Origin of the sequence: Verrucosispora sp. WMMA2121 (assembly GCF_027460185.1) — a bacterium.
GTDB lineage: Bacteria > Actinomycetota > Actinomycetes > Mycobacteriales > Micromonosporaceae > Micromonospora > Micromonospora palythoicola.
In genome coordinates, this window is the sequence record NZ_JAPZBH010000006.1 from 301451 (window position 1) to 324148 (window position 22698).

23 protein-coding genes and 1 riboswitch are annotated in these 22698 nt (G+C 71.3%); of the genes, 12 read left to right on the plus strand and 11 right to left on the minus strand.

Going from position 1 to position 22698, the window contains the following annotated elements; all coding sequences use genetic code 11:
• Window positions 1-7: 7 nt before the first annotated feature.
• From O7605_RS10325 to O7605_RS10335, 3 genes are all read left to right on the plus strand, one after another.
• Window positions 8-808 (plus strand): ABC transporter ATP-binding protein, encoded by an 801-nt coding sequence (locus O7605_RS10325; protein WP_269742593.1) that lies wholly within the window; start codon window positions 8-10, stop codon window positions 806-808.
• A 149-nt stretch (window positions 809-957) separates the two neighbouring features.
• A complete protein-coding gene (locus tag O7605_RS10330; RefSeq protein ID WP_269738973.1) occupies window positions 958-2463 on the plus strand; it encodes a bifunctional cytidylyltransferase/SDR family oxidoreductase in 1506 nt (501 codons plus the stop codon).
• 36 nt (window positions 2464-2499) lie between these two features.
• Window positions 2500-4197, plus strand: a complete 1698-nt coding sequence (locus tag O7605_RS10335) for a CDP-glycerol glycerophosphotransferase family protein (protein ID WP_269738974.1) — start codon at window positions 2500-2502, stop codon at window positions 4195-4197.
• Window positions 4198-4339: 142 nt separating this feature from the next.
• Here O7605_RS10335 and O7605_RS10340 read toward each other — a convergent pair whose 3' ends face one another.
• Window positions 4340-4987 carry a DUF4360 domain-containing protein gene (locus O7605_RS10340; protein WP_269738975.1) on the minus strand — a complete coding sequence of 216 codons (648 nt, stop codon included), beginning with the start codon at window positions 4985-4987 and terminating at the stop codon, window positions 4340-4342.
• A 472-nt stretch (window positions 4988-5459) separates the two neighbouring features.
• Here O7605_RS10340 and O7605_RS10345 point away from each other — a divergent pair, with 472 nt between their 5' ends.
• Window positions 5460-6110: a DUF4360 domain-containing protein gene (locus O7605_RS10345; protein WP_269738976.1), complete on the plus strand. Its 651-nt coding sequence runs from the start codon at window positions 5460-5462 to the stop codon at window positions 6108-6110.
• Window positions 6111-6229: 119 nt separating this feature from the next.
• Here the strand turns inward: O7605_RS10345 and O7605_RS10350 are convergent, their stop codons facing one another.
• On the minus strand, window positions 6230-6565 hold the full coding sequence (locus tag O7605_RS10350; RefSeq protein ID WP_269738977.1) for a DUF952 domain-containing protein: 336 nt from the start codon (window positions 6563-6565) through the stop codon (window positions 6230-6232).
• Complete coding sequence (locus O7605_RS10355) at window positions 6559-7404, minus strand: class I SAM-dependent methyltransferase (protein WP_269738978.1); 846 nt, start codon at window positions 7402-7404, stop codon at window positions 6559-6561. The genes O7605_RS10350 and O7605_RS10355 overlap by 7 nt, the downstream gene beginning before the upstream one ends.
• A 352-nt stretch (window positions 7405-7756) precedes the next feature.
• On the opposite strand from O7605_RS10355, the gene O7605_RS10360 reads away from it, so the two are divergent.
• Window positions 7757-8299: a DUF5753 domain-containing protein gene (locus tag O7605_RS10360; RefSeq protein WP_269738979.1), complete on the plus strand. Its 543-nt coding sequence runs from the start codon at window positions 7757-7759 to the stop codon at window positions 8297-8299.
• Complete coding sequence (locus tag O7605_RS10365) at window positions 8290-8490, plus strand: DUF397 domain-containing protein (protein WP_269738980.1); 201 nt, start codon at window positions 8290-8292, stop codon at window positions 8488-8490. Before O7605_RS10360 ends, O7605_RS10365 begins: the two co-directional genes overlap by 10 nt.
• Window positions 8491-8655: 165 nt before the next feature.
• Here O7605_RS10365 and O7605_RS10370 read toward each other — a convergent pair whose 3' ends face one another.
• The 4 genes from O7605_RS10370 to O7605_RS10385 form a co-directional block, all read right to left on the minus strand.
• Window positions 8656-9537 carry a C39 family peptidase gene (locus O7605_RS10370; RefSeq protein ID WP_269738981.1) on the minus strand — a complete coding sequence of 294 codons (882 nt, stop codon included), beginning with the start codon at window positions 9535-9537 and terminating at the stop codon, window positions 8656-8658.
• A 226-nt stretch (window positions 9538-9763) separates the two neighbouring features.
• A riboswitch (cyclic di-AMP (ydaO/yuaA leader) is annotated at window positions 9764-9904 on the minus strand.
• Between the two features lie 277 nt (window positions 9905-10181).
• Window positions 10182-10940: a hypothetical protein gene (locus tag O7605_RS10375; protein ID WP_269738982.1), complete on the minus strand. Its 759-nt coding sequence runs from the start codon at window positions 10938-10940 to the stop codon at window positions 10182-10184.
• 203 nt (window positions 10941-11143) lie between these two features.
• Window positions 11144-11659, minus strand: a complete 516-nt coding sequence (locus O7605_RS10380; RefSeq protein WP_269738983.1) for a hypothetical protein — start codon at window positions 11657-11659, stop codon at window positions 11144-11146.
• Window positions 11660-11770: 111 nt separating this feature from the next.
• Window positions 11771-13093 (minus strand): acyltransferase family protein, encoded by a 1323-nt coding sequence (locus O7605_RS10385; protein WP_269738984.1) that lies wholly within the window; start codon window positions 13091-13093, stop codon window positions 11771-11773.
• 261 nt (window positions 13094-13354) lie between these two features.
• Here O7605_RS10385 and O7605_RS10390 point away from each other — a divergent pair, with 261 nt between their 5' ends.
• From O7605_RS10390 to O7605_RS10410, 5 genes are all read left to right on the plus strand, one after another.
• A complete protein-coding gene (locus O7605_RS10390) occupies window positions 13355-14680 on the plus strand; it encodes a polysaccharide pyruvyl transferase family protein (protein ID WP_269738985.1) in 1326 nt (441 codons plus the stop codon).
• Between the two features lie 89 nt (window positions 14681-14769).
• Window positions 14770-15894 carry a glycosyltransferase family 2 protein gene (locus O7605_RS10395; RefSeq protein WP_269738986.1) on the plus strand — a complete coding sequence of 375 codons (1125 nt, stop codon included), beginning with the start codon at window positions 14770-14772 and terminating at the stop codon, window positions 15892-15894.
• Window positions 15885-16937: a pseudaminic acid synthase gene (gene pseI / locus O7605_RS10400; protein WP_269742594.1), complete on the plus strand. Its 1053-nt coding sequence runs from the start codon at window positions 15885-15887 to the stop codon at window positions 16935-16937. Before O7605_RS10395 ends, pseI begins: the two co-directional genes overlap by 10 nt.
• 52 nt (window positions 16938-16989) lie before the next feature.
• The gene (locus O7605_RS10405) at window positions 16990-18096 is read left to right on the plus strand and encodes a potassium channel family protein (protein WP_269738987.1); all 1107 of its coding nucleotides are present in this window, start codon (window positions 16990-16992) and stop codon (window positions 18094-18096) included.
• A gap of 187 nt (window positions 18097-18283) precedes the next feature.
• Window positions 18284-19231, plus strand: a complete 948-nt coding sequence (locus O7605_RS10410; RefSeq protein WP_269738988.1) for a TerC family protein — start codon at window positions 18284-18286, stop codon at window positions 19229-19231.
• A 10-nt stretch (window positions 19232-19241) separates the two neighbouring features.
• Here the strand turns inward: O7605_RS10410 and O7605_RS10415 are convergent, their stop codons facing one another.
• The 4 genes from O7605_RS10415 to O7605_RS10430 are packed head-to-tail and all read right to left on the minus strand — an operon-like array spanning window position 19242 to window position 22062.
• On the minus strand, window positions 19242-19757 hold the full coding sequence (locus tag O7605_RS10415) for a hypothetical protein (protein ID WP_269738989.1): 516 nt from the start codon (window positions 19755-19757) through the stop codon (window positions 19242-19244).
• Window positions 19741-20496 carry an SDR family NAD(P)-dependent oxidoreductase gene (locus tag O7605_RS10420; RefSeq protein WP_269738990.1) on the minus strand — a complete coding sequence of 252 codons (756 nt, stop codon included), beginning with the start codon at window positions 20494-20496 and terminating at the stop codon, window positions 19741-19743. Before O7605_RS10420 ends, O7605_RS10415 begins: the two co-directional genes overlap by 17 nt.
• Window positions 20489-21814, minus strand: coding sequence for an AMP-binding protein (locus O7605_RS10425; RefSeq protein ID WP_269738991.1), 1326 nt, complete (start codon window positions 21812-21814; stop codon window positions 20489-20491). Before O7605_RS10425 ends, O7605_RS10420 begins: the two co-directional genes overlap by 8 nt.
• Window positions 21811-22062: an acyl carrier protein gene (locus tag O7605_RS10430; protein ID WP_269738992.1), complete on the minus strand. Its 252-nt coding sequence runs from the start codon at window positions 22060-22062 to the stop codon at window positions 21811-21813. The genes O7605_RS10425 and O7605_RS10430 overlap by 4 nt, the downstream gene beginning before the upstream one ends.
• 51 nt (window positions 22063-22113) lie before the next feature.
• On the opposite strand from O7605_RS10430, the gene O7605_RS10435 reads away from it, so the two are divergent.
• Window positions 22114-22650: a GNAT family N-acetyltransferase gene (locus O7605_RS10435; RefSeq protein ID WP_269738993.1), complete on the plus strand. Its 537-nt coding sequence runs from the start codon at window positions 22114-22116 to the stop codon at window positions 22648-22650.
• Window positions 22651-22698 lie beyond the last annotated feature (48 nt).

Genomic DNA, 22698 nt, shown 5'->3' on the forward strand with positions numbered 1-22698 from the left:
CCTGGAAATGTCCAATGATGTGACGGTGACCCTCCCCCGGATCCAGGAGCGGATCCCCACCGTGGTGGTGGACGACGCGCACGTCGTCTACCGGGTGCACAAGGGCGCCGCCGGCAACACCAGCCCGGTGGCCGCCTTCAAGCGGATGGTCACCCGCACCAACGCGCCGAACGTGCGGGTGGTGCACGCGGTGCGCGGGGTCACCTTCACCGCGTACCGGGGCGAGGCCATCGGGCTGATCGGCACCAACGGCTCCGGCAAGTCGACCCTGCTGCGGGCCATCGCCGGGCTGCTGCCGGTGGAGCAGGGCTCGGTCTACACCCAGGGGCAGCCGTCCCTGCTCGGGGTGAACGCCGCCCTGCTCAACGACCTGCCGGGTGAGCGCAACGTCACGCTCGGCTGCCTGGCCATGGGCATGTCTCCGGCGGAGGTGCGGCGCAAGCTTCCGGAGATCATCGAGTTCTCCGGCATCAACCAGCGGGGCGACTTCGCCTCACTGCCGATGCGCACCTACTCCTCCGGCATGTCGGCCCGGCTGCGCTTCTCCATCGCCGCGGCGAAGCAGCACGACGTGCTGCTGATCGACGAGGCCCTGGCCACCGGGGACAAGGCGTTCCGCAAGCGCAGCGAGCAACGGGTGCGGGAGTTGCGGGAGAGCGCGGGCACGGTGTTCCTGGTCAGCCACCAGCTCTCCTCCGTACGGGACACCTGCGAACGGACCATCTGGCTGGAGTCCGGCGAAATCCGGATGGACGGCCCGACTGCCGAGGTGCTGGCGGCCTACGAGGCATTTACGAACGGCAAGTAGAGTCTGGGTGAACGAGCGGCGCCCTGGGCCGCGTTGTCCCGTTGGGGCGACGCGGCCCACGCGTTATGGTTCACTCCGTCGCCGTGTCGGCGGAACCTTCCGTTCACGTACCCCACCACTGTCATGCACCCCGAGAGCGAGGACCGGCAATGACGCAGGACCAGACCACCGATCCGGGTACCACGCCGGAGGACCGGGCGCCGTGGCGGCCCTCACGGACGGTGGCGGTGGTGTTGGCCGGCGGCACCGGCACCCGGTTGGGCCTGGGCATCCCCAAGCAGTTGCTCAAGATCGCCGGTAAGCCGATCATCGAGCACACCCTTGCCGTCTTCGAGGCCGCGCCCGAGATCGACGAGATCATCGTGCTGATGGCCACCGGGCACGTCGCCGAGGCGCAGAAGATCGTCGACAAGGCCGGCTTCCGCAAGGTCACCAAGGTGATCGAGGGGGGCGACACCCGCAACGCCACCACCCGCGTCGCGCTGGACGCGGTCGGTGCGGGCGACTGCAACATCCTCTTCCACGACGCGGTGCGCCCGCTGCTCAGCGGCCGCATCGTCCGCGAGTGCGTGAACGCCCTGTGGACCTACTCGGCCGTCGACGTGGCCATCCCGTCGGCCGACACGATCATCCAGGTCGACGAGAACGAGTGCATCACCGACATCCCGGTGCGGGCCACGCTGCGTCGGGGCCAGACGCCGCAGGCGTTCCGCTCCGGCACCATCCGCGAGGCGTACCGCCGGGCCGAGGGCGACCCCAACTTCGCCGCGACCGACGACTGCGGCGTGGTCCTGCGCTACCTCCCGGAGACCCCGATCAAGGTGATCGACGGCTCGGACGAGAACATCAAGGTCACCCACCCGGTCGACGTGCACCTGGCCGACAAGCTGTTCCAGCTGGCCGCCGCCAAGGTGCCCCGGCTGACCGACCACCGCGCCTACAGCGAGGAGGTCTCCGGCCGGACGATCGTCGTCTTCGGCGGCAGCTACGGCATCGGTCACGACCTGACGGAGCTGGCCCGCCGCTACGGTGCCCAGGTCTTCCCGTTCAGCCGCTCCAGCACCGGCACCCACGTGGAGCGCCCCGAGGACGTCGAGGCCGCGTTGCGGACCGCCTTCGAGGCCACCGGCCGGATCGACCACGTGGTGGTCACCGCCGGGATCCTGGAGAAGGGCGCGCTCGCCGAGATGGACCAGGAGACCATCGACCGGGTGCTCCAGGTCAACTTCGTCGGCCCGGTCACCGTCGCCCGGCAGGCCCTGCCCTACCTCCAGCAGACCAAGGGCCAGCTGCTGCTCTACACCTCCAGCTCGTACACCCGTGGGCGGGCCGACTACGCGCTCTACTCGGCCACCAAGGCCGCCCTGGTCAACCTCACCCAGGCACTGTCGGACGAGTGGGCGGAGTTCGGCGTACGGGTGAACGTCATCAACCCGGAGCGGACCGCCACCCCGATGCGGACGAAGGCCTTCGGCGCGGAGCCCGAGCACACGCTGCTCGCCGCCGAGACCGTCGCCCAGTCGTCGCTGGACGTGCTGATCTCGGATCTCACCGGCCAGGTGATCGACGTCCGCCGTCCGCCGGGCGAGGCACCGGTCGCCGTCGCCGTACCCGCACAGACCGACCGGTCGGCCAGCGCCGCCCCCGTCGGCTGACCTCCGACCCACACGACCCGCGAAAGCGACACCGAGATGCGTGGTGAGCTGGTCCGGAAGTTGACCGCACGGGGCCTGGCCACCGGTGGGGCGGTCCTGGCGTTCCTGGTGCTCGCCCTCACCGGCGCGACCGCCTGGGGGCTCTGCCTGGCCGTGGCGGCGCTTGCCGCCACCGTCTGGGAGCGCCGGGTACGACCTAGTGCCGACAACGTCGCGGAGACCACGCTGGTCGCGGCGGGAGTGCTGGTCGGCTATGCCCGGCAGCTCGACGCCGGCTTCGATCCGGCGCTGACCGCGACCGCCCTGGTGTTGCTGGGCCTGGTGCTGCTGACGGGTCCGCTGCGCCAGGCCGGGAACCTGGAGATCCGGGTCGCCAACCTGCCGGTGCGTGCCTGGGTACCGCAGGCCGCGGCGGTGCTCGGCGACGCCGTGGCCGCGCTGCTCGGCCTGCTGGCCCTGGCCGCCCTGGCGGGTCTGCCCGCCGCCGTGGCCCTGGCGGCGACGCTGCTGGTCGGTGGGGTCGCCGCAGCGGTCGCGCTCGACCTGGCCCGGCGACGGTTCCGGCCGTCCCCGGCCGGGTCGGCGGTGGCTCGGGCACTGCGCCGGCACCAGCCCGAGTTCGTGCTGCACTTCTCCGCCCCACCCGGCTCCGAGTATCAGGTCACCATGTGGCTGCCCTACCTGGCACGGATCGGCCGGCCCTTCGTGGTGATGGTCCGGGAGCCGGAGTTCCTGGCCCCGATCGCGGCGGCCACCAGCGCCCCGGTGGTCTACTGCCCCACCACCCGGAGCATGGACGAGGTGCTGGTGCCGAGCCTGCGGGTGGCGTTCTACGTCAACCACGGCGCCAAGAACAGCCACTGCATCCGGTTCACGCAGCTCACCCACGTGCAGTTGCATCACGGTGACAGTGACAAGGCCCCCAGCGCCAACCCGGTCTCGGCGATCTTCGACCGGATCTTCGTCGCCGGTGAGGCGGCCATCGAGCGGTACGCCCGCGCCGGGATCCACATCCCGGCCGAGAAGTTCGTGGTGGTCGGTCGTCCGCAGGTCGAGGCGATCGAGGTGCGCTCGCGGCCGGCGCGGGGCCTGACGAACCCGACGGTCCTCTACACCCCCACCTGGACCGGGCACAACGCCGACGCCGACTACTGCTCGCTGCCGGTGGCGGAGCCGCTGCTGCGACGGCTGCTGGACCGGGGAGCCACGGTCATCCTGCGGGCCCACCCGTACACCGCGCAGAACCCGGCCTCGGCCCGGCAACTGGCCCGGCTGCACGACCTGCTCGCCGCCGACCGGACCCGCACCGGACGGGCGCACGTGTACGGTGCCGTGGCGAGCCGGCTCACGCTCACCGACTGCGTCAACCGCGCGGACGCGCTGGTCTCCGACGTGTCCGGGGTGGTCTCCGACTGGCTCTACTCGGGCAAGCCGTACGCGGTGATCGACATGGGCACCGACGGCGACCGGTTCGTCGAGCGCTTTCCGCTGGCCGCCGCCGGCTACGTGCTGCGCCGGGACATGGCCGACCTGGACGACGTGCTGACCCGACTGTTCGACACCGATCCGCTCGCGGAGGCCCGCTGGGCCACCCGCCGCCGCTACCTGGGTGACTTCCCCGTCGACTCGTACGCCGAGGTCTTCCTGGCCGCCGCCCGACGCGAGCTGGACCCGGCCTGGACCGCACCGGTGCAACGCGCCGCGGTCGCCGCGCCCTTCACCTCCGCCACCTGAGCTCACGGGCGGCGCGTCCCGCTGGGCGACCCGGAGCGACCCGGTCCGCCGGGTGGTCCGGAGGCGTGGTCCGCCACACCGGGGCACCGGTGCGGGTGGTCGGCGTCGCCGACCACCCGCACGCGGTTCTGCCGGGGTTAGGTCACGGGCAGGGCTGCCAGGCGAGGTGGTACATCGTCTGGATGCTGCCGTCGGTCGAGTCCATCGTGAGGAAGTTCGTGTCCGTGGACCTGCCCCGGCTCAGGCGCAGCTCGGTGTTGATGTTCAGGTTGCGCAGCTCGCCGCAGGGGTGCCAGACCACGGAGGCGATCGGCACCTCGTCGGTCACCATCCAGTTGTCGTCGAGCGGGGCGGGGATCGGGTGGTTGCTGAAGGTGCTCTGCGTCATGCCCTGGAAGTAGTAGTTCGCCCGCGCCGAGGCGACGGCACCAGCGTTGAGCAGCCCGTACCCGCGGTAGTCCACCTTGACGATCGCGAAGGTGTAGCCGGCCGGGGCGTGCACCAGCACGTTGAGCTGGCAGTTACGGCGCCCGTCGGTGACCGGGATGCCCGGGCCCGCCTGGACCAGGTAGTCGCTGTAGATGGTGGTGAAGGCGGTGTTGTCCGGGGAGACCGCGACGTCGGCGGTGCCCGGGCGGCATCCGGAGCCGGCCATCGCGACAAGGTCGATCACGACCTTGTCGGTGGGCGGATCATCCATGACTCCCCGAGCGGACGCCGGCGCCCCCACGGTCAACGACGAAGCGAGTAGGGCCAGCACCACGCCGCCTCGCGTCAGCAGTTTACGCATGAATCCTCCTCCGGTACAGGAAACGACGCCACATGCGGAACAAGCTACGTACAGACATAGATGACTGTCAACGTAATCACCATTCTTCGATCGCGAACTTCAAGCCGAGAATTATTCGGCTCAACGCGCCAGCCTTACGTCGTCCCACTGGGTGAAGATCGCCGGATACTCCGACCCGTGAGAACACTTGATCGGGCAGACACCCGTTACGCAGCAACAGTTATAGAGGTTGATCTCCGTCTCCGGCAAATACGATCAAGCGCCCGCCGATAATCGATCACATAGACGTAAGCTGATGCTTGCGAGTGCCGTACGGCGTCGCTAGCATCCTCTCGCAGAACGACATCCGAGTGCTCTCCACCACCACTCGCCACCGCCTGCTCCGGGTCGGTAGGCGACGAGCCCCACGGCCGTTCGGCGAAGAAACACGCGTTGAATTCGGTGAACATCAACTGCATCCGAGAGGAACAGAATGACCAAGAACCTCGTCGGCGCGAGAACCGCGATCTTCGCCGTACTCGGCACGGTTCTCGCGTTGTCCCTGTCCGTACCGGCGCACGCCGCCCCGGCCGGTTCCACGGCTCCGCCCGACAGCGAGATCACCGTCGAGGTGGTGGCGGCCAACGGCTCCGGCTGTTCGCCCGGCACCGCCCGCGTGGTGGCCCATCCCGACAACACCGGCTTCCGGATCCGGTACTACGACTTCGTCGCGACCGGCGGCCGGGGCGTCGAGGTCACCGAGAGCCGGAAGAACTGCCAGCTCGGCGTGCTCGTCAACGTGCCGGCCGGCTGGACCATCGCCGTCGCCGCCGCCGACTACCGGGGCCGGGCCCGGATCCCCACCGGCGCGACCGGTCGCCAGCGGACGAGCTACTACTGGCAGGGCTCGTCCGAGACCAGCCGCACCGATGCGACCTTCACCGGCCCCTACAACGGTTTCTGGGGCACCTCGGACGTCGCCCCCGTGCTGGTCTACACGCCCTGCGGACAACAGCGGGTGCTCAACGTCAACACTGAGTTGAGAGTGGATCCGGGCACGGCCGGATCGAACGTCAGCATGTCCATGACGACGACCGAGGGCGACGTCGACACCCTGTTCAACCTCAGGTGGGAACGCTGCTGATCCCCTGATCCGGCCTCGCCACGGCGCCGAGCCGCCCGGCGGGCACGGTGGACGACCTGCCCCACCCCGCCGGTTCTGGGTGCGTTTGTTGTCGATGGGGCGACAACAAACGCACCCAGCTATGCCACCGGCACCTCGTCGTCCACCCGGGCCGCCCCCGCGACCTCGTGGACCCCACGAACCGCTGCCGCCGGCAGTGCCGCGTAGACGTGTGGGAACGGGCCGCCGTTCGGGGCGTCCTCCCACCGCAGTGCGTCACCGAGCAGGGACGCGTCGAGCGCGACGATGACAAGTTGCGGCTGGTCGCCGAAGACCCGCGCCGCCGTGGCGGGCAGTTGGAAGCGCGAGGAGCAGTGAATGAAGCCGCTGTCCCGATCGAACGGTGAGCCGTCGAACCGGCCGGCGGCCTGGAACTCGGCCCATTCGCCAGGGAGCAGGATCTTGTAGATCAGCACATCGCCATGCTGTCAGAGCGGCGGACAGGTGGGTCGAGGCGTGCGGCGATCTGGAGGGTGTTCAGGTAGTGCTTGCGTATCGTCCCGGCCGGGCGGGCGGCGATCAGCTGCCGGATCCCGGCGAACAGGGTTTGCCGTTGCCAGGGCTCGGCGGCGATGTGATTGGAGTACGTGGACAGCACGGCCAGGTACTCCTCGGCGGTGTAGTCGCGGCTCCAGACGTAGCGGTGCACGGTCGGGCTGGCGAAGAAACCGCTGCCCGCCATCACCGCCGCGTCGGGGGCCACGATCGCCTCGGGTGGCTGCGGACCGCCGTGCCCGTCACCCATGCCCACCTCGGCGTAGATCCGCTGGACCTGCCGGAAGAAGTCGTCGCCACCTGCCGGTGACACGTGCTCGGTGGCCACGATCGCCAGGTGGCCGCCGGGACGCAGCAGCTCGGCCGCCCGACGGTAGGCGACCTCCGGGTCCAGCCAGTGCCACGCCGTGGCGGCGAAGACGAGGTCGAACGGCACGCTTTCGTCAGCTTCCCACCGCTCGAAGGGCGACACCACCACGCGCACGTCGCCCCGGCCGGCGAGTACCCGACGCGCCACGGTGGCCAGCTCCCGTCCCGGCTCCAGGCCGACCACCTGCCAGCCACGCGCCAGCAGACCACGGGTGGCCTTACCGGTGCCGGTACCGAGCTCCAGCACCCGGGCCGGCCCGGTCGACAGGCCGGTCGTCTCGGCCAGGTCGGCGAACAACGCCTCCGGATAGCCCGGCCGGGCCTGCTCGTACAGCTCGGCGGCGGTGTCGAACGTCGTGGCCAGCCCCACGTAGGGCCCCTGCTTCCCCATGGCTCCCCCGCACACGTCTCGAAACGTCGAGGCCGATGTCACCCTGATCGTCGCATCCCCCAGCCGTCGTGCCGACCCATGTCCCTCAGCCGCCACCCCTACTCGCCACCCCCACCCATCGATCGTCCCCACCGTCCACTCCGGGGACCGATTCCCCGAGATCTTGGACAAAATCCGTTCGCGAAAGACGGAAACTGTCCAAGATTTCGCGTGATGGCAGCGGGGTCGTCAGGCGGGTTGGTGGCGGGCCCAGGCGATGAAGCGGGTGAAGAGGGTGGTGGGGGTTGGGGCGTCGTGGGGGTTGAGTTGGTAGAGGTCGCGCATGGCGTCGTACATCAGGCCGGCGAGGTAGATGGACAGGCGGAACGCCCGGCAGCTCCGCTGTTACCAGCCGACGCTGGTGCCGGGCCTGCTCCAGACCGAGCGCTACGCCCGCGCGGTGATCCGGACCGACGCCGCGCTGACCGAGGCGGGGGTGGAGCGTCGGCTGGCCAACCGGATGGCCCGGCAGACGGTGCTGGAGCAGGACGACCCGCCCCAACTCGTCGCGGTGATCGACGAGGTGGTGCTGCGGCGGGTCGACGAGGAGCTCAAGGACGTGCTGGTCGAGCAGGTGCACCACCTGATGGCGCTGGCCACCCGGCCCAACATCAGCGTGCACCTGGTGCCGACCGGCGTCGCCATGCACATCGGACTGACCGGCCCCTTCATCCTGGCGCGGGGGGCGGACGGCGGCTGGGTGGGTAATCTCGAAACTCAACTCGGCGGCGTCCTGGTCGACAAGGACGACGACCTGAGTGACCTGCTGTCCAGGTGGGAGACGGTGCGCAACGAGGCACTGTCCGGCCGCCAGTCGATCGAGCGCATGAAGGATGTTGTGAAGCCATGGATCTGAACGGCGCGACCTGGCGCAAGTCCACCCGCAGCGGCGCCGGCGGTGGCGACTGCGTGGAGGTCGCCGACAACCTGCCCGGCGTCGTGCTGGTCCGCGACACCAAGAACCGCGACGCCGCCACGCTGGCCTTCACCCCGGCCGCCTGGGCGAGCTTCGTCGGCCTGGCGAAGCAGCACCGCACGCACGCCTGACGAACCCCGAACTTCGTCGCCCCGGCGACACCGCACCGCACGCAGGCCTGACGAAACCCGAGCCACGTCGACCCGACGACCAGCGCGACCCGCCGCATGACGTACCCGAAACGGAAGCCCTCGGCCAGCGGGCCGAGGGCTTCCGGGTGCGGCGGAACGATGCGATCAGGCCGAGTAGCCGCGGGTGGCGGCCCAGTTGGCGAGATCGATGGTGCTGAGCCAGTACGACGGGTACGAGGCGTCCGCCGAGTCGGCGATCTTCACCAGCCGCCCGGAGTCCTGGTAGCCGACCACGGCGATGTAGTGCCCGCCGGGGAAGGAGTGCCAGCGGCCGTCGGTGTCGGTGACGGTGCCGGCGACGTTCACCACGACGCCCCGCCCGTCGGTGACGGCGGCGACGACGTCCGCCTGAAGCTGGTCCATCTGGGCCGGGGTGGCCGCACCGCCACGGATCATCGTGGTCTCGTACGGGTCGCCCTTGACGACGGCGTTGAGGACGCGGGTGGTGTCCTCGGCCGAGTTGGTGCCGGCGAACGTGGTGCCGAGCTGGCTGGCCAGGGCGTCCTGGCTGCGCGCGACACCGGCGGCGCTCAGCGCGTTACGCACCGCGGCGGGACCGCAGTAGTAGCCGTTGATCTGGGCTTGGTGGTCGTAGTCCAGAACCTTCGAGGCGGGCGGCTTCGGTGCCGCCTTCTTGCTGGTCAGGTCCGGGTCGGGGGTGGCCGAGCTGGGCTTCGGCGACGGCGAGGCGGCGGCGCTTGCCGGTGCCGGGCTGGCCGGTGCGGCGCTGCTCGGCGCGGCGCTGCTCAGCGCGGCGGTGGCCGGCGCGACCTCCGCCTGGCTCGGCGCGGCCACCGTGTCGCCGCGCAGTTCGGCGGCGGTGGTGGCCCGCGTGGGGGCCGGGGTGTTCCCGGTGCCGGCCAGGGCGGCGCCGGTGCCGGTGGCCAGGACGAGCGCCACGGCGGATCCGGCAACGAGCTGATAGGGGCGTTCGCTGACCAGCCGACGGAGCCGGCGGGAAAGGGTGTGCTTCACGGATTCCTCCACGGGCTGAGGGGAGAACGGCACACCGGCTCCGGCGGTCGGGTCGGCAACGGAACGCCGACGACCGCCTGGGCGAGCGGGACAGGCCGTTCAAGGGGTACGCCCGGAAGAACCCGGGCGGTGGCGATGACCGGGGTCAGCTCGCGGCGGTCGGGCCGGCGAGCACGGGCACCGCGGTGCCGTGGAGGTGGGGGAACGGGGGGATCACATCGGACCGCACGAGGGTTGGTACTCCTTCCGTCACCGCCGACCGGGTTAGCTGACGGATTCGGGCGGGAAGACGCCCTACCGCGGGCCGAGGCTCGCGGATTCACCCCAGTGGTGCAGTGGGTCCCCGGTTCGTGAGTTCACGATTGAGCGGGTCGGTACGGCGTCGCTTCCTGCGATCGGTTACCGCACCGGACGCGCTGACACTACTGGCCGGTCACCTTGAAGCCAACCCGCTCTGACCTGCTTAAACATGATCGAGCGGGGCAATTTTCGGGTACCTGGGAACTGGCGTCGCTCAATGGGACCGACGGCATTCCGGGCACCAACGGGTGACAACCGGACGGCAGGGAGAAAAGTCGGCGGGGATTACTGCGACAAACGTCTTACCTACGAACAGTGACCGAATTTCGCACCAATGTGACCCAGCTCACGGAATTTCAGCCGAGCCGAGCCGGACGCCAGCGCGGGACCAGGCCGGACCGCTCGACGATGGCGCGTCCGGAGACGGGCGGTCGGTTCGGCCGGAGCCGCGCGGCGGCCGCGTACGCTTCGGCGGAGAGGGCGCGGGCCGCCTCGGTGGCCAGTTCCGCCGCCCGCCACAGGTCACGTTCCCGCCCGGCGGCCGATCGATAGGCGGCCAGGCGGTTGTCGCGTACCACCCGGGCGAGAACGGCCTCCTGCTCGGCCGGGTGACGTCGGGGATCCCAGCCGGACCGGTGCGCCAGTACGTCGGTGAGCTGCCGGGCGGTCAGGTCACCGCGCCAGTGGGCAGCCATCGCCGCCCGGTGCAGCCAGCGTTCCCGAGCCGCGTACTCGGCCGGGGTGCGCGGAGTGCGCGGGGCCGGCAGTCCGGTGACACCGGCCAGCCGCCGGGCGGCGGCCTCCGCCTCGTCGTACCCGGCCCAGGCGCGGTCCAGCTCCGCCTGGGCCACCCGCCACGCCGTACGCCGCCGCTCGGCGTTCTGGCCGGCGCCGGCTGCCGCGACCGCCACCTCCCCGGCGTATCGGCGCAGGTCGGCCTCGTCGGCCGCGGCGCGGAGCGCGTCCGGGTCGGTGGTCTTCTCCACCGGCCCGGCCGGCTCCGGGCGGGCGACCAGCACGGTGAGCACGCCCAGCGCGAGCACCAGCAGGACCGACCAGATGGCGGCGGCGCGTGGCACCTCGATCAGGAACTGGTAGAGGACGGTCTTCTCCATGTCGGCACCTCGGCGGAGATCGGTACGGCGTCGGTGGTCGTACCGGCAGCGGATGGCGATGCGGCGCGGTTGCCCGGGTTGAGGCGGGCGGTGCCGCCGGTCCTGGGGCGCATCGACGGCGCGACCGACGGCAACGGGCCGGCCGTGCTTGGCGCGGGTGCGCGGCCGGGCGCGGCGCGGAGGCGAGGAAAGGGTCGCCAGGATCAGGCGTGCGGTGGGGCGCGGGCGGCCCGGACACCCGCAACCGGAGCCGGCGACCCCCGCGTGACGCCGGCGGTGCCGCTGCCGAGCGCCGTCAGCCCGGGCTGGCCATCGGCCGCCGGCGGCAGCGAGGGCATCCCGGACCCGGCGGAGTCATCGGCGTCCCGCGCGATCGGCGACCCGGAGGCTTCCGCCGGGTCACCAACGCGCGGTCCGGACGCCCCGGCCAGGTCGGTGCCACCGGCGCCGCGCACGGTCGGCATCGCCAGGCCGGCCCGGTCGAGGCCGGTCACCAGGTCGGGACCGGCCAGGTCGAGGGGTACGGCGACTTCGCGGGCCAGGTCCCGTGCGACGGCGGCCGGTACGGCGGCCTCGGCCGGCGGTGCGGCGGCGGGTGCCCGGTCGGGCAGTGCCCAGGCGCCGAGGGAGAAGGCGGCGGCGACCGCGAGCCCGGTCAGCAGCCGCGCGGCCCAGCGCGCCAACCACCACAGCGGACGGGCGGGCGCGGCGGGAAGCACCTCGTCACGCTACCGCCACCGGCGGCCCGCACGCACCGGTCACCGGGCGTGTCGCACCGTCCGGCGCGTCGGGTACGCACGTCGATACGCGCAGGTCAGCCCCGCCGGCCGCTACCGTCCCTGCTGGACGGAGCGGTCCTGCCCCGGGCCGGTGGCGAGGTCCGCATCGCCGCCACCGGACATCCGCTGGCGCGGCAGCCCGTCCACGACCGGTCCGCCCGGCGTCCCCGATCGCGGGGCACCGCGCGACTCCGTGGCTCGCCCCGGGCCAGCCGGCGTCGCGGACCACCCGCCACCCGGCGTCGCGGGCTCGCCGTCCTGCGGGCCGGGTCGGGGTGGCCGGGACGGGGCCAGGAGACGCATCATCGGCTGCTCCACGTACCGCTGCAACAGCGCGGCCAGGCCCAGGGTGAGCAGCAGGAATCCGATCACCGCGACCGGGCCCCACCAGCCGGGCAGGCCGGTGCCCCAGTCGCCGGTGACCCGCAGGATCGTCATGATCACGAAGACGTGCACCAGGTAGAAGGCGAAGGAGACCTCGCCCAGCCAGACCATCGGTCGGGAGCGCAGCGGTGAGCGCCGCCCGTGCACGTCCGCGTCGGCCGCCGCCGCGATCACCAGGACGTACGCCGCCGACAGCAGTGCCGTCCAGAACTCGGCCGGGATCCACTGGGAGGCCGCCACCCAGGTCAGCACGAAGATCAGACTGGCCAGCGGCAGCCGAGGACCCCGCCAGCGACCACGCAGCATGAGTTCGGCGGCGGCCACGCCCATCCAGAACTCCAGCGAACGGACCAGCGGGAAGACCTGGGCGAACCACCAGCGGTCCGCCTCCGGCACCAGGGCCTGCCCGGGCCACAGCGCCAGGATGAGCAGCGGCACCGCGATCACCACGGCCCACAGCAACCAGGGTCGGGCCCGCCGCACCGCCGGCAGCACCAGCGGCAGACACAGGTAGAAGAACAGTTCGCAGGAGAGCGACCAACTGACGTTGTTGACGCTGTAGAAGTGGCCGGGCCGGGGATCCCAGGCCTGGACGAGGAAGAGGTTCTCCAGCGCCGCCACCGGGTTGATCGGATCGGCGAACCAGAGCATCGCCAGCATGGCCAGCGCCCACAGCACCAGATGGTTCGGATAGATCTTGGCGAACCGTCGCCGCCAGAACCGGCGGCGGGAGGCGCCCGGCCGCATCGACCAGACCAGCACGAAGCCGCTGAGGATGAAGAAGAACTGCACCCCGGACAGGCCCAGGGTGAAGATCTCCCCCACCACCGCCTGCGGGCCGGGGTCGGCGATGATGCGCATGGTGCCGGCGTGGAAACCGAAGACCAGCAGCGCGGCGATCCACCGCAGACCGGTCAGCGACGGCAGGCGGCTCGCATACCCGGGCCCGGCGGCGGGCGTCGGTCGATCGACGGCGATGGTGCTGGTCACCCCGGAACCCTACCCACTGAACCTCGGTCCACCTGGACTGCCCGGCACGCCCGCCGTCGGCGGCCGGTGCGGCCGGTGGCGGTGGCATACCGGATGCACTCGGGCGCTGACCCACAGATCAGTACAGAACTCCCGCAACCGCCGCAGGTGTCATCTGCCGGTCCCGTGACCTACTATTCCGAGACCCGAGAGGGACACCACCCCGTTACCTGGCGACCCGGGGGCGTGGGGCGGACGCACCGACGAGAGGCAGAGCCAGCGATGCACCAGCGGATCCTGATGCGAGCCCGCAAGGAGCCCTTCGAGATCAACTCCCCGGAGGAGACGTTCGACCGGAACCTGATCGGTGACAACGTCGGCAACCTGGTGTTCAGCCACGCCGCGCACAAGCTGCTGGGCGCGCCCGGCGTCGAGATCACCTCCAACCGGTTCGTGGTCAACCCGCGCGCGGCGGACCGGATCAACGAGAAGTACGACGTCTTCGTGGTGCCGCTGGCCAACGCGTTCCGCCGCAGCTACGCGCACCGGGTGGACGCGATGACGAACCTCATCGAGCGGCTGAAGATCCCGGTCGTGGTGCTCGGCGTGGGCGTGCAGACGAACGTCGACGGTGACCGGGAGTACCTGCGACCGATCGACGAGTCGGTCAGCCGGTTCTGCCGCGCGGTGCTCGACCGCTCGCACAGCATCGGGGTACGTGGCGAGATCACCGCGAGCTACCTGCGTACGCTCGGTTTCTCCGCCGTCGAGGAGATCGGCTGCCCGTCGATGTTCCTGCACGGGGACACCCTGCCGGTGGAGAAGCGCAAGGCCACGCTCGGCACCGACGACCGGATCGCGCTGACCGTCTCGCCGTACGTGAAGTCGATGGCGAAGATCATCCAGTCACACCAGCAGCGCTACCCCAACCTGCGCTACATCCCGCAGGACCTGAAGACCCTGGGCACCCTGCTCTACGGCGACGCGCCGGAGGACCGGGGCAAGACCAGCGCGATCCCGCTGCACACCTCGCATCCGTTGTTCACCGAGGACAAGGTGCGGATGTTCGTCGACCCGTGGACCTGGATCGACTACCTCACCGGCTTCGACTTCAACTTCGGCACCCGCATCCACGGCACGATCGTCTCGCTGCTGGCCGGCACGCCCGGCTACCTGTTCGCGCACGACTCGCGCACCCTGGAACTGGCCCGGTACTTCGAGATCCCGCACCGGGTCATGCGGGACGTGCCCAAGGACGTCGACGCCGCCCAGTTGTACGACGAGGCCGACTACTCCGGGATGATCAACGGGCACAAGGCGCGCTTCGCCACGATGCTCGCCTTCCTCGCCAAGCACGACCTGGGCAACGCCTTCGCCGACGGGGACAGTCCGGCGGCGTTCGACGCCCAGGTCCGCGCGACGACCTTCCCACCGGCGGTCCGGCCGGCCCTGGCGACCGCACCGGAGGTGCTGCTGCACCGGATCCAGTGGCTCTACGACCGGGACGCCGAACTCCGCGAGCAGCTCCAGCAGCAGCGCCCGGACCGGTTCCGGTCGCGGATCAAGAAGGCCGTTCCGGCACCGGTACGCCGCATCCTGAGCCGTTAACCTGGTGCCGGCCGGCTGTTCAATTACTGAACCGTCGCCGGTCACGTCAGGTTCCAGGTCTGTCCACCCGGGTGGCCAATTGTTTCCGGGTGGTCACACAGCCGACGCCAACGCCGCTGCTGAGCATCGTCGTGCCGGTTTACGGCGTCGAGGCGTACCTGCGCCAGTGCCTGGACTCGATCCACGCCGACATCCCCGCCGACGAGGCGACGCGGGTCGAGGTGGTCGCCGTCGACGACGCCTCACCGGACCGGTGCGGTGACCTGCTGCGCGAGTACGCCACCGAGCATCCCGGGCTGCGCGTGCTGCACCTGGCCCGCAACGTCGGCCTCGGGCCGGCCCGCAACGCGGGCCTGGACGTCGCCACCGGCCGGTACGTCTGGTTCATCGACAGCGACGACTGGCTGCCGGCCGGCACGATCCCGGCGGTGCTGGACCGGCTGCGGGTGGACCGCCCCGACGTGATGATGGTCGACCACCTGCGGGTGCACGAGTGCGGACGCGAAGAGGTGGACGCCAGCAGCCGGCTGCTGCGCGGCACCCCCGGCGTGGTGCGGCTGGCCGACCGACCGCAACTGCTGCGGGTGCAGCACACCGCCTGGAACAAGGTGGTACGCCGGGAGTTCATGGCCGAGCTGGGGCTGCGCTTCCACCCCGGCTGGTACGAGGACATCCCGTTCAGCCACCCGCTGCTGGTCGGCGCGGAGCGGATCAGCGTGCTGGACCGGGTCTGTTATCTGTACCGCCAGGGTCGCCAGGGCGCGATCACCTCGACGCGCAGCGGACGGCACTTCGACTCCTTCGAGCAGTACGACCGCCTCTTCGCCTGGCTGCGGCACCGGCATCCCGACGGGCGCTGGCACGCCGAGCTGTTCGACCTGATGGTGAACCACTTCCTGGTGGTGGTCGGCAACGACGACCGGCTGCACCCACACCTGCGCCGGGACTTCTTCCGCCGGGTGGCCGCGCACTACCGCAGGTACCTGCCCAGTGGCGGCTACCCCCGGCCGGGCGGGGTGTCGGGGCTCAAGCACCGGCTGGTCGGCCGCGACAGCTACCTGGCGTACGCGGCGCTGCGGCGGGCCCACCGGCTCGCCGGCCGGTTGCGGGGCGGCGCCGGTGGGGATCCCCTGACGGACGGGACGGGCCCGGCAGCGGACGGCCCGGCCCGAGATCGCACGTTGGTAAGCACGCACGGAAACGGATCGGAATGACCTTCAAGATCGGCTCGCATCTGGTCGGCACCGGGGAACGCCCCTTCGTGGTGGCCGAGATGTCCGGCAACCACAACGGCGACCTGGACCGGGCACTGTCCATCGTGGACGCGGTGGCGGCCAGCGGGGCGCACGCGCTGAAGCTGCAGACGTACCGGCCGGACACCATCACCATCGACGTGGACACGCCGGACTTCCGCATCTCCGGCGGACACGAGCTGTGGGGCGGGCAGAACCTGTACCGGCTCTACGAGAAGGCGCACACTCCGTACGAGTGGCACCGGCCGATCTTCGAGCGGGCGCGCGCCCTGGGGCTGACCGTCTTCTCCTCCCCGTTCGACGCCACCGCGGTGGACCTGCTTGAGGAGCTGGACGCCCCGGCGTACAAGATCGCTTCGTCGGAGCTGGTCGACCTGCCGCTGATCCGGCTGGTCGCGGCCACCGGCAAGCCGATGGTCATCTCGACCGGGATGGCCACCCTCGCCGAGATCGACGCCGCCGTGCGGACCGCCCGCGACGGCGGTGCCGGCGGGATCGTCCTGTTGGCCTGCACCGCCTCCTACCCGGCGCCGCCGGCCGACAGCAACCTGCGCCGCATCCCGGTGCTGGCCGACGCGTTCGGCGTACCGGTGGGCCTGTCCGACCACACCCCCGGCATCGGGGTGCCGGTCGCCTCGGTGGCGCTCGGCGCCTGCTTCATCGAGAAGCACGTCACGCTGGACCGCGCCGACGGCGGGGTGGACTCCGACTTCTCCCTCAACCCGACCGAGCTGGCCGCTCTGGTGGTCGAGTCGGAGCGGGCGTACGCGGCACTGGGCGGCACGGCGGTCGGGCCGACCCCCGCCGAGCAGGAGGGCCTGCGTTTCCGGCGCTCGTTGTACGTGGTGGCGGACGTGCGGGCCGGTGACGAGGTGACCGTGCACAACGTCCGCTCGATCCGGCCGGCCGGTGGGCTCCCCCCGGTCGAGATCGACCGGGTGCTGGGCCGCCGGTTCACCGCCGACGTGGCCCGTGGCACCGCGCTGAGCTGGGACCTCGTCTGACGGTGCCGGGGCGCGCCGTGCCGATCGCCGGCGGACGGGTATACCTCTGCGTATGACCTTGGTAGCGGTGGCGGCGGGCCTGGCACTGATCGCCGTGGTGGTGATCGACGTCTGGCTCACCGTGCTGCACCCGGACGCGGAGGGACCGATCGCCCGTACGGTCCGGCGGCTGGTCTGGCGAGCCTCGTCACTGACCAGCGGCCGACGCCGCACGCCGCGCCGCACGCCGCTGGTCTGGGCGGGGCCGGTGCTGGTCACCGGCACGTTCCTCGCCTGGCTCGGGCCGCTGGTGCTCGGGGTCGCGCTCGTCGTCTGGCCGAATCTGGACGGCTACCACCGGGTCACCGGTTACGGACCGGCCGGCTTCGTCGACGCCCTCTACTACGCCACCGGGCTGCTGACCGTGCTCGGCTTCGGCGATCTCACCCCGGACACCGGCGCGCAGAAGCTGTTCGCGGTGACCGCCGCCGCCCTCGGCTTCGGCTTCTTCGCCGCGCTGGCCACCTATCTCATCGAGCTGATCACCGGGCTGACGGTCCGTAACCGGTTCGCGCTGACCATCTACGACCAGGTTCGCGGCACCGACGGGGTGGGCCTGCTCGCCCGGAGCCTGACCGACGAGGGGGTCGACGTGGCCCGCGAGCGGTGTACGGCCTGGGCGGCGAGCCTGCGGGAGGTCGACGACACCGTACGTCGGTATCCGCTTGTCGCCCTCACCTACCGGCCCCGCCGCCGGGACTACGACATCGAGCCCGCCCTGGAGCAGATCGCCGCGGTCACCGTCGCGGCCCTGCTGGCAGCCAGGTGCGATCCCTGGCGCGGCCTGCGCCCCCGGGCGGAGGAACTGGCGTACGCCCTGCTGCGCCTTCAGGACACCATCGCCAGTCGGTACCTGGGCCGTCATCTGCTGCTGGCGACCAGTGAGCCGGCGGCAGCCGACGCGGATCCCGACCAGGTTCTCCGACGCGTGCACGCGCGGCTGGTGGACGAGCTGGGGCCCCGGTTCGATCGGCCACCGGACGGCGACAGGTTCGTCGACGAGGTGCTCTCCCGGTCACTGCCCTTCCTCGCGGCGCTGCGCGGCTGGTCGGTGCTCGGGGCCACCCGCGACGGACCACCGATCGGAGTGGCCCGACCGGACGAGCCGGAGCAACCTTGACGCACGAAGCTTGCTTCGTGAATAATGGTACGTAGTTCGAGGGGGAGTACCCGACGCACTGCGCGCCACCGTCAGTACGGGCCCGGCCGATCCGGGCCCCGGTGACGCGGCCACCACACCGGTGGCCGGGGAGACCTTCGTCTTGCGACGCCGGACGCCGCGTCCGGCCGGACGAGAGGTCTTCCCGGTGTCTGTCTCCTGGTGGGTCTGGGCCCTGCTGATGCTGGCGATCGCCGTGATGCTGGCGATCGACCTGTTCCTGCACCGTGACAACCACGTCATAGGCTTCCGCGAGGCCGCGACCTGGTCGGGCATCTGGATCGCCGCCGGCCTGCTGTTCGGGGTGATCCTGTGGGCGTGGCAGGGCGGTGACGTGGCCGGCACCTACTTCGCCGGCTATCTGATCGAGAAGGCGCTGTCCATCGACAACGTGTTCGTCTTCGCGATGATCTTCGCCTACTTCGCGGTTCCCGCCGCGTACCAGCACAAGGTCCTGTTCTGGGGCGTCATCGGTGCGCTGGTGTTCCGGTTCGTGTTCATCTTCGTCGGCGCGGAACTGCTGGAGACGTTCTTCTGGACCGCGTACCTGCTCGGTGCGTTCCTCATCGTGACCGCCTACAAGATGGCGTTCCGGCACGGCGAGCAGACCCCGCCGGACCGCAACCCGGTGGTACGCCTGGTACGCCGTCTCGTGCCGACCGATCCGGCCTACCACGGCGACCGGTTCTTCACCCGGATCAACGGCAGGCGGGTCGCGACCCTGCTGTTCGTGGTCCTGATCGCGGTCGAGACCACCGATCTGATCTTCGCGATCGATTCGGTCGCGGCGATCCTCGCCATCACCACCAGCACGTTCATCGTGTGGACCGCCAACGCGTTCGCGATCCTCGGGCTGCGCAGCCTGTACTTCTGCCTCGCCGGCCTGCTCCGCCGCTTCGTGCACCTGCACTACGGCCTGGCGGTGCTGCTGGCCTTCGCCGGGGTCAAGCTCATCCTGTCCGAGACCCCGGCCGGCAAGCTGCCCATCCCGGTGACCCTGGGCGTCATCGTGGCGACGATCGCGGTGTCGATCGCCTGGAGCCTGCGCAGCACCAGCTCGCGCCCGGAAACACCGGAGCCCGCACAACTTCGGTGATGGTGCGGTCTCAGCCGGTGCCGGACACCGCACCGTCGGGGAAAGTGCGCGATCCTCGGCCGACGCGGTCGGCCCGGTCGGCCGGGTCGGCGGGGGTGAAGGCGACGGTGACGACCAGGTCGTCCAACGGCAGGGTGCGCCACAGCCAGGCGGTGCCGGGCGGCACCTCCAGGCCGTGCCGGTGCCACCAGGTGGCCACCGGCACGTCGGCGAGCTTGGCCAGACACTCCACCCGGGTCCACCGGCCCCAGAAGTCGGTGGACCCGAACCGGCGGGCCAGGGCGACAGGAGGCGCGGTGGCGGCGCGCTCGGCGTCGATCGCGACCCGCCACCCGGGCACCGGTGGGGCGTACCAGCCGACACAGCGCCCGTCGCCGAGGTGGCTGCGGGTGACGGCGGCACCCGAGTCGGCCACCGTCGCCACCCGCAGGTGCCGTGGTGCGGCGGCGAGCAGGGCGGACACCCGTTGTCCCGCGCCGTCGACGGCGCGGGACAACGGCTGCGGCAGGTCAGATCGAGGCGGCACCGTCGACCACGATGACCTGGCCGTTGATGTTCGTCTGGTCGCGCAGCAGCAATCGCACCACCGGCACCACCTCCTCCGGCTCGGTCAGCTGACCGGTCGGCGTACGACGCACGATCTGGTCGAGCTGGGTCTGGCCGAGCACCGCCGACATCTCCGAGGCGAAGAAGCCCGGGGCGACCGCGTTGACCAGCACCCGCCCACCCAGTTCCCGGGCCAGCGAGCGGGTCGCCGCGTCCATCCCGCCCTTGGTGGCGGAGTACGCGACCAGGCCGGGGAAGCCGCGCTGCGCGCAGATCGAGGTGATGTTGACGATCCGCCCGCGCCGCCCCTGGGCCAGCATCCGTCGCACCGCCAGCCGGGTGAGCTGCAACGGTGCGGTCAGGTTGGTCTCGATGATCCGGGCGATGTCGGCGGTGGCGGTGTGCACGTGCAGGCTGTCCTGCCCGACGGCCGCGTTGTTCACCAGGCCGTCGATCGGGCCGAGCCGCTCCTCGGCCGCGCGGAGGAACGCCTGCGCGGCGGCGAGGTCGGTCACGTCGACCGGGCCGACGTGGGTCCGCTCGGGGTGGGCGTCGGCGAGCTTGGCCAACTCGGGTGTGACGGTACGGGCGAAGGCGGCCACCTTCAGGCCCGATTCGAGCAGGTCGGTGACGATGGCCAGACCGAGACCGCGGGATCCGCCGGAGACGAGCACCACGGAGCTGGGCGGTACGGGGGTGGGGGTGGTGGGGTCAGACATCGCTCTTCAGGGTCTCCTTGACGGGAATCTCGGTCAGCACACGGATCCGCCGCGGGACCGCGTACTCGGGCAGCCGGTCGGCGCACCAGCGCACCAGCGTCGCCTCGTCCAACGTCGCCTCGGCGGGCACCGGCCGCCGGTCGGCCGGGCCGGTGCCGTCGGCCGGCCGGGCGGAGCCGGCCGACGCGGTGTCGCCCACGGTCGGTACCACCTCGGCCACGACCATGTGGCCGAGCAGCGGGGCCCGCCGACCGGTGACCCGGGCCCAGGCCACCCGCGGATGCGCGGTCAGCACGTCACGGACCACTCCGGCGGAGACCTTGCTGCCACCGACGTTAATCTCGTCCGCGTCGAGCCGACCGGTGATCAGCACCCGGTCACCGCTCACCTGCGCCCGGTCGCCGGTGCGAACCGGACCGTCCAGCCCGGCACCGTGGTACGGCGAGGTGATCACCAGCTCCCCGTCACGCACCCCGACCGTGGGACGGCCCGGAGCCGCCCGGTCCAGCCAGTCCACCGGGAACCCCGCCCGCCCGTCGTGCACCACGATGGCCGCGCCGACCTCGGAGGAGGCGTAGATCCAGGAGATCCGGGCCGCCGGGAACACCTCCCGCAGCCGGTCCAGGATGGTCTGGTCGACCGGTTCGCCGCCGAGGGTCAGCTGCCGCAGCGGCACCCGGGCCAGCCCGGCCGGGTCGCGGTGCAGGGCCCGCCGCCAGAAGGTGGGGGTGCCGGAGGCGGCGTCCACACCGTGCTCGGCCGCCAGTGCCGGCCAGTCGTCGAGCTGATCCGGTTCCACCACCACCAGGTGCTGCCCCGGCTGGGTCAGCGACAACGTGACCACCTGCCACCAGGCGTACGTGCCGGGGGCGTACGGGCAGAGCCAGGTCCGCGCCGGCTGCTGCCCCCGCACGGTGGTGAGCGATTCGAGGGTGTGCCCCACCCGCTTGGGCCGACCGGTGGAGCCGGAGGTCAGCAGCCACAGCCGGCCGGGCTCGGCGGTCCGCGCCGCGGGCGCCGTCGCGTCACCGGCCGGCGGGGCGCCCAGCTCGGTGACCGCGAACCCGGCGTCGCGCAGCTCCGCGCGCATCGCCGCGTCGACCCGGCTGGCGGCGCTGAGCAGCAGCTCGGTGCCGTGCACGGCGTGGTGCCGGGCGGCGGCGAGCGCGTACCGGGCCGAGTGGGCCAGCGCGGCGACGGGCTCCGGGAGAGTCAGCTCCGGCAGGTCGCGCCAGGTCAGCGTGGCACCGTCGACGACGATCCGGTTGTCCGCCCCCGCCGGACGGACGGGGGCCGGCGGGGCGGTCTCGACGCTCACTGCCGCTGCAACTCGACGAGGAAATCCAGCACGTCACCGACGGTGGCGATCCGGCGCAGCCCGGGAGCGTCGAAGTTCAGCTCCTCCCCCGTGGCGTCCTCGACCCGCAGCGCCAACTCGGAGAAGTCCAGCGACCGGAAACCAACCTCGCGCAGATCGGCGGCGTCGTCGGCGGGCAACGCCTTGCCCTGGTTCTTGAGAACCTCGCCCATGAGGTCGCGAATCTGCGTCCGACTCAATTCCTTCATGCGGCGGAGTGTACAGCCAGGTGAATCGTGATTAGGGTGCCCGGTGACCAGGTGAACGGAGCGGAAAGCGAGCGGTACGTGTTGCGTGACGCCACCGAGGACGACGTTAACCTGATGTTGTCCTGGCGCAATCAGGAAATCAACCGACAGGTCAGCAAGACCAGTCACGTCATCACCGTCGAGGAGCACCGACGGTGGTGGTCGGCGGTCCGCCAGGATCCCTCCCGCCGGGTGCTGACGTACCTGCGCGACGGCGTGCCCAGCGGCGCGGTCAGCTACTTCGACCTGCGGTTGTCCGGCCCGCGTACCGGCGGGTGGGGGTTCTACCTGGACGCCGAAGGGCTGGCCGAGCGGGGTGACACGCTGCCCGCCTGGCTGGAGGTGATGCGGGAGGCGGTCGACCACGCCTTCGACGTGCTGGCGCTGGACCGGCTCGACGGCGAGGTGCTCGCCCACAACACGGCGGTACGGCAGATGAACCGTCGGTTCCGTTTTGTGGAGGGGCCCGGCCGCCAGGAGACGCACGACGGCCGGGAAATCACCGTCATCCCCATTTCCCTGGAGCGCGCGAACCGTCGCGTTCGCTGATTCTTGGCATTCCGTCCACGCATTGTTCACGTGGCTGTCGGGTTATGT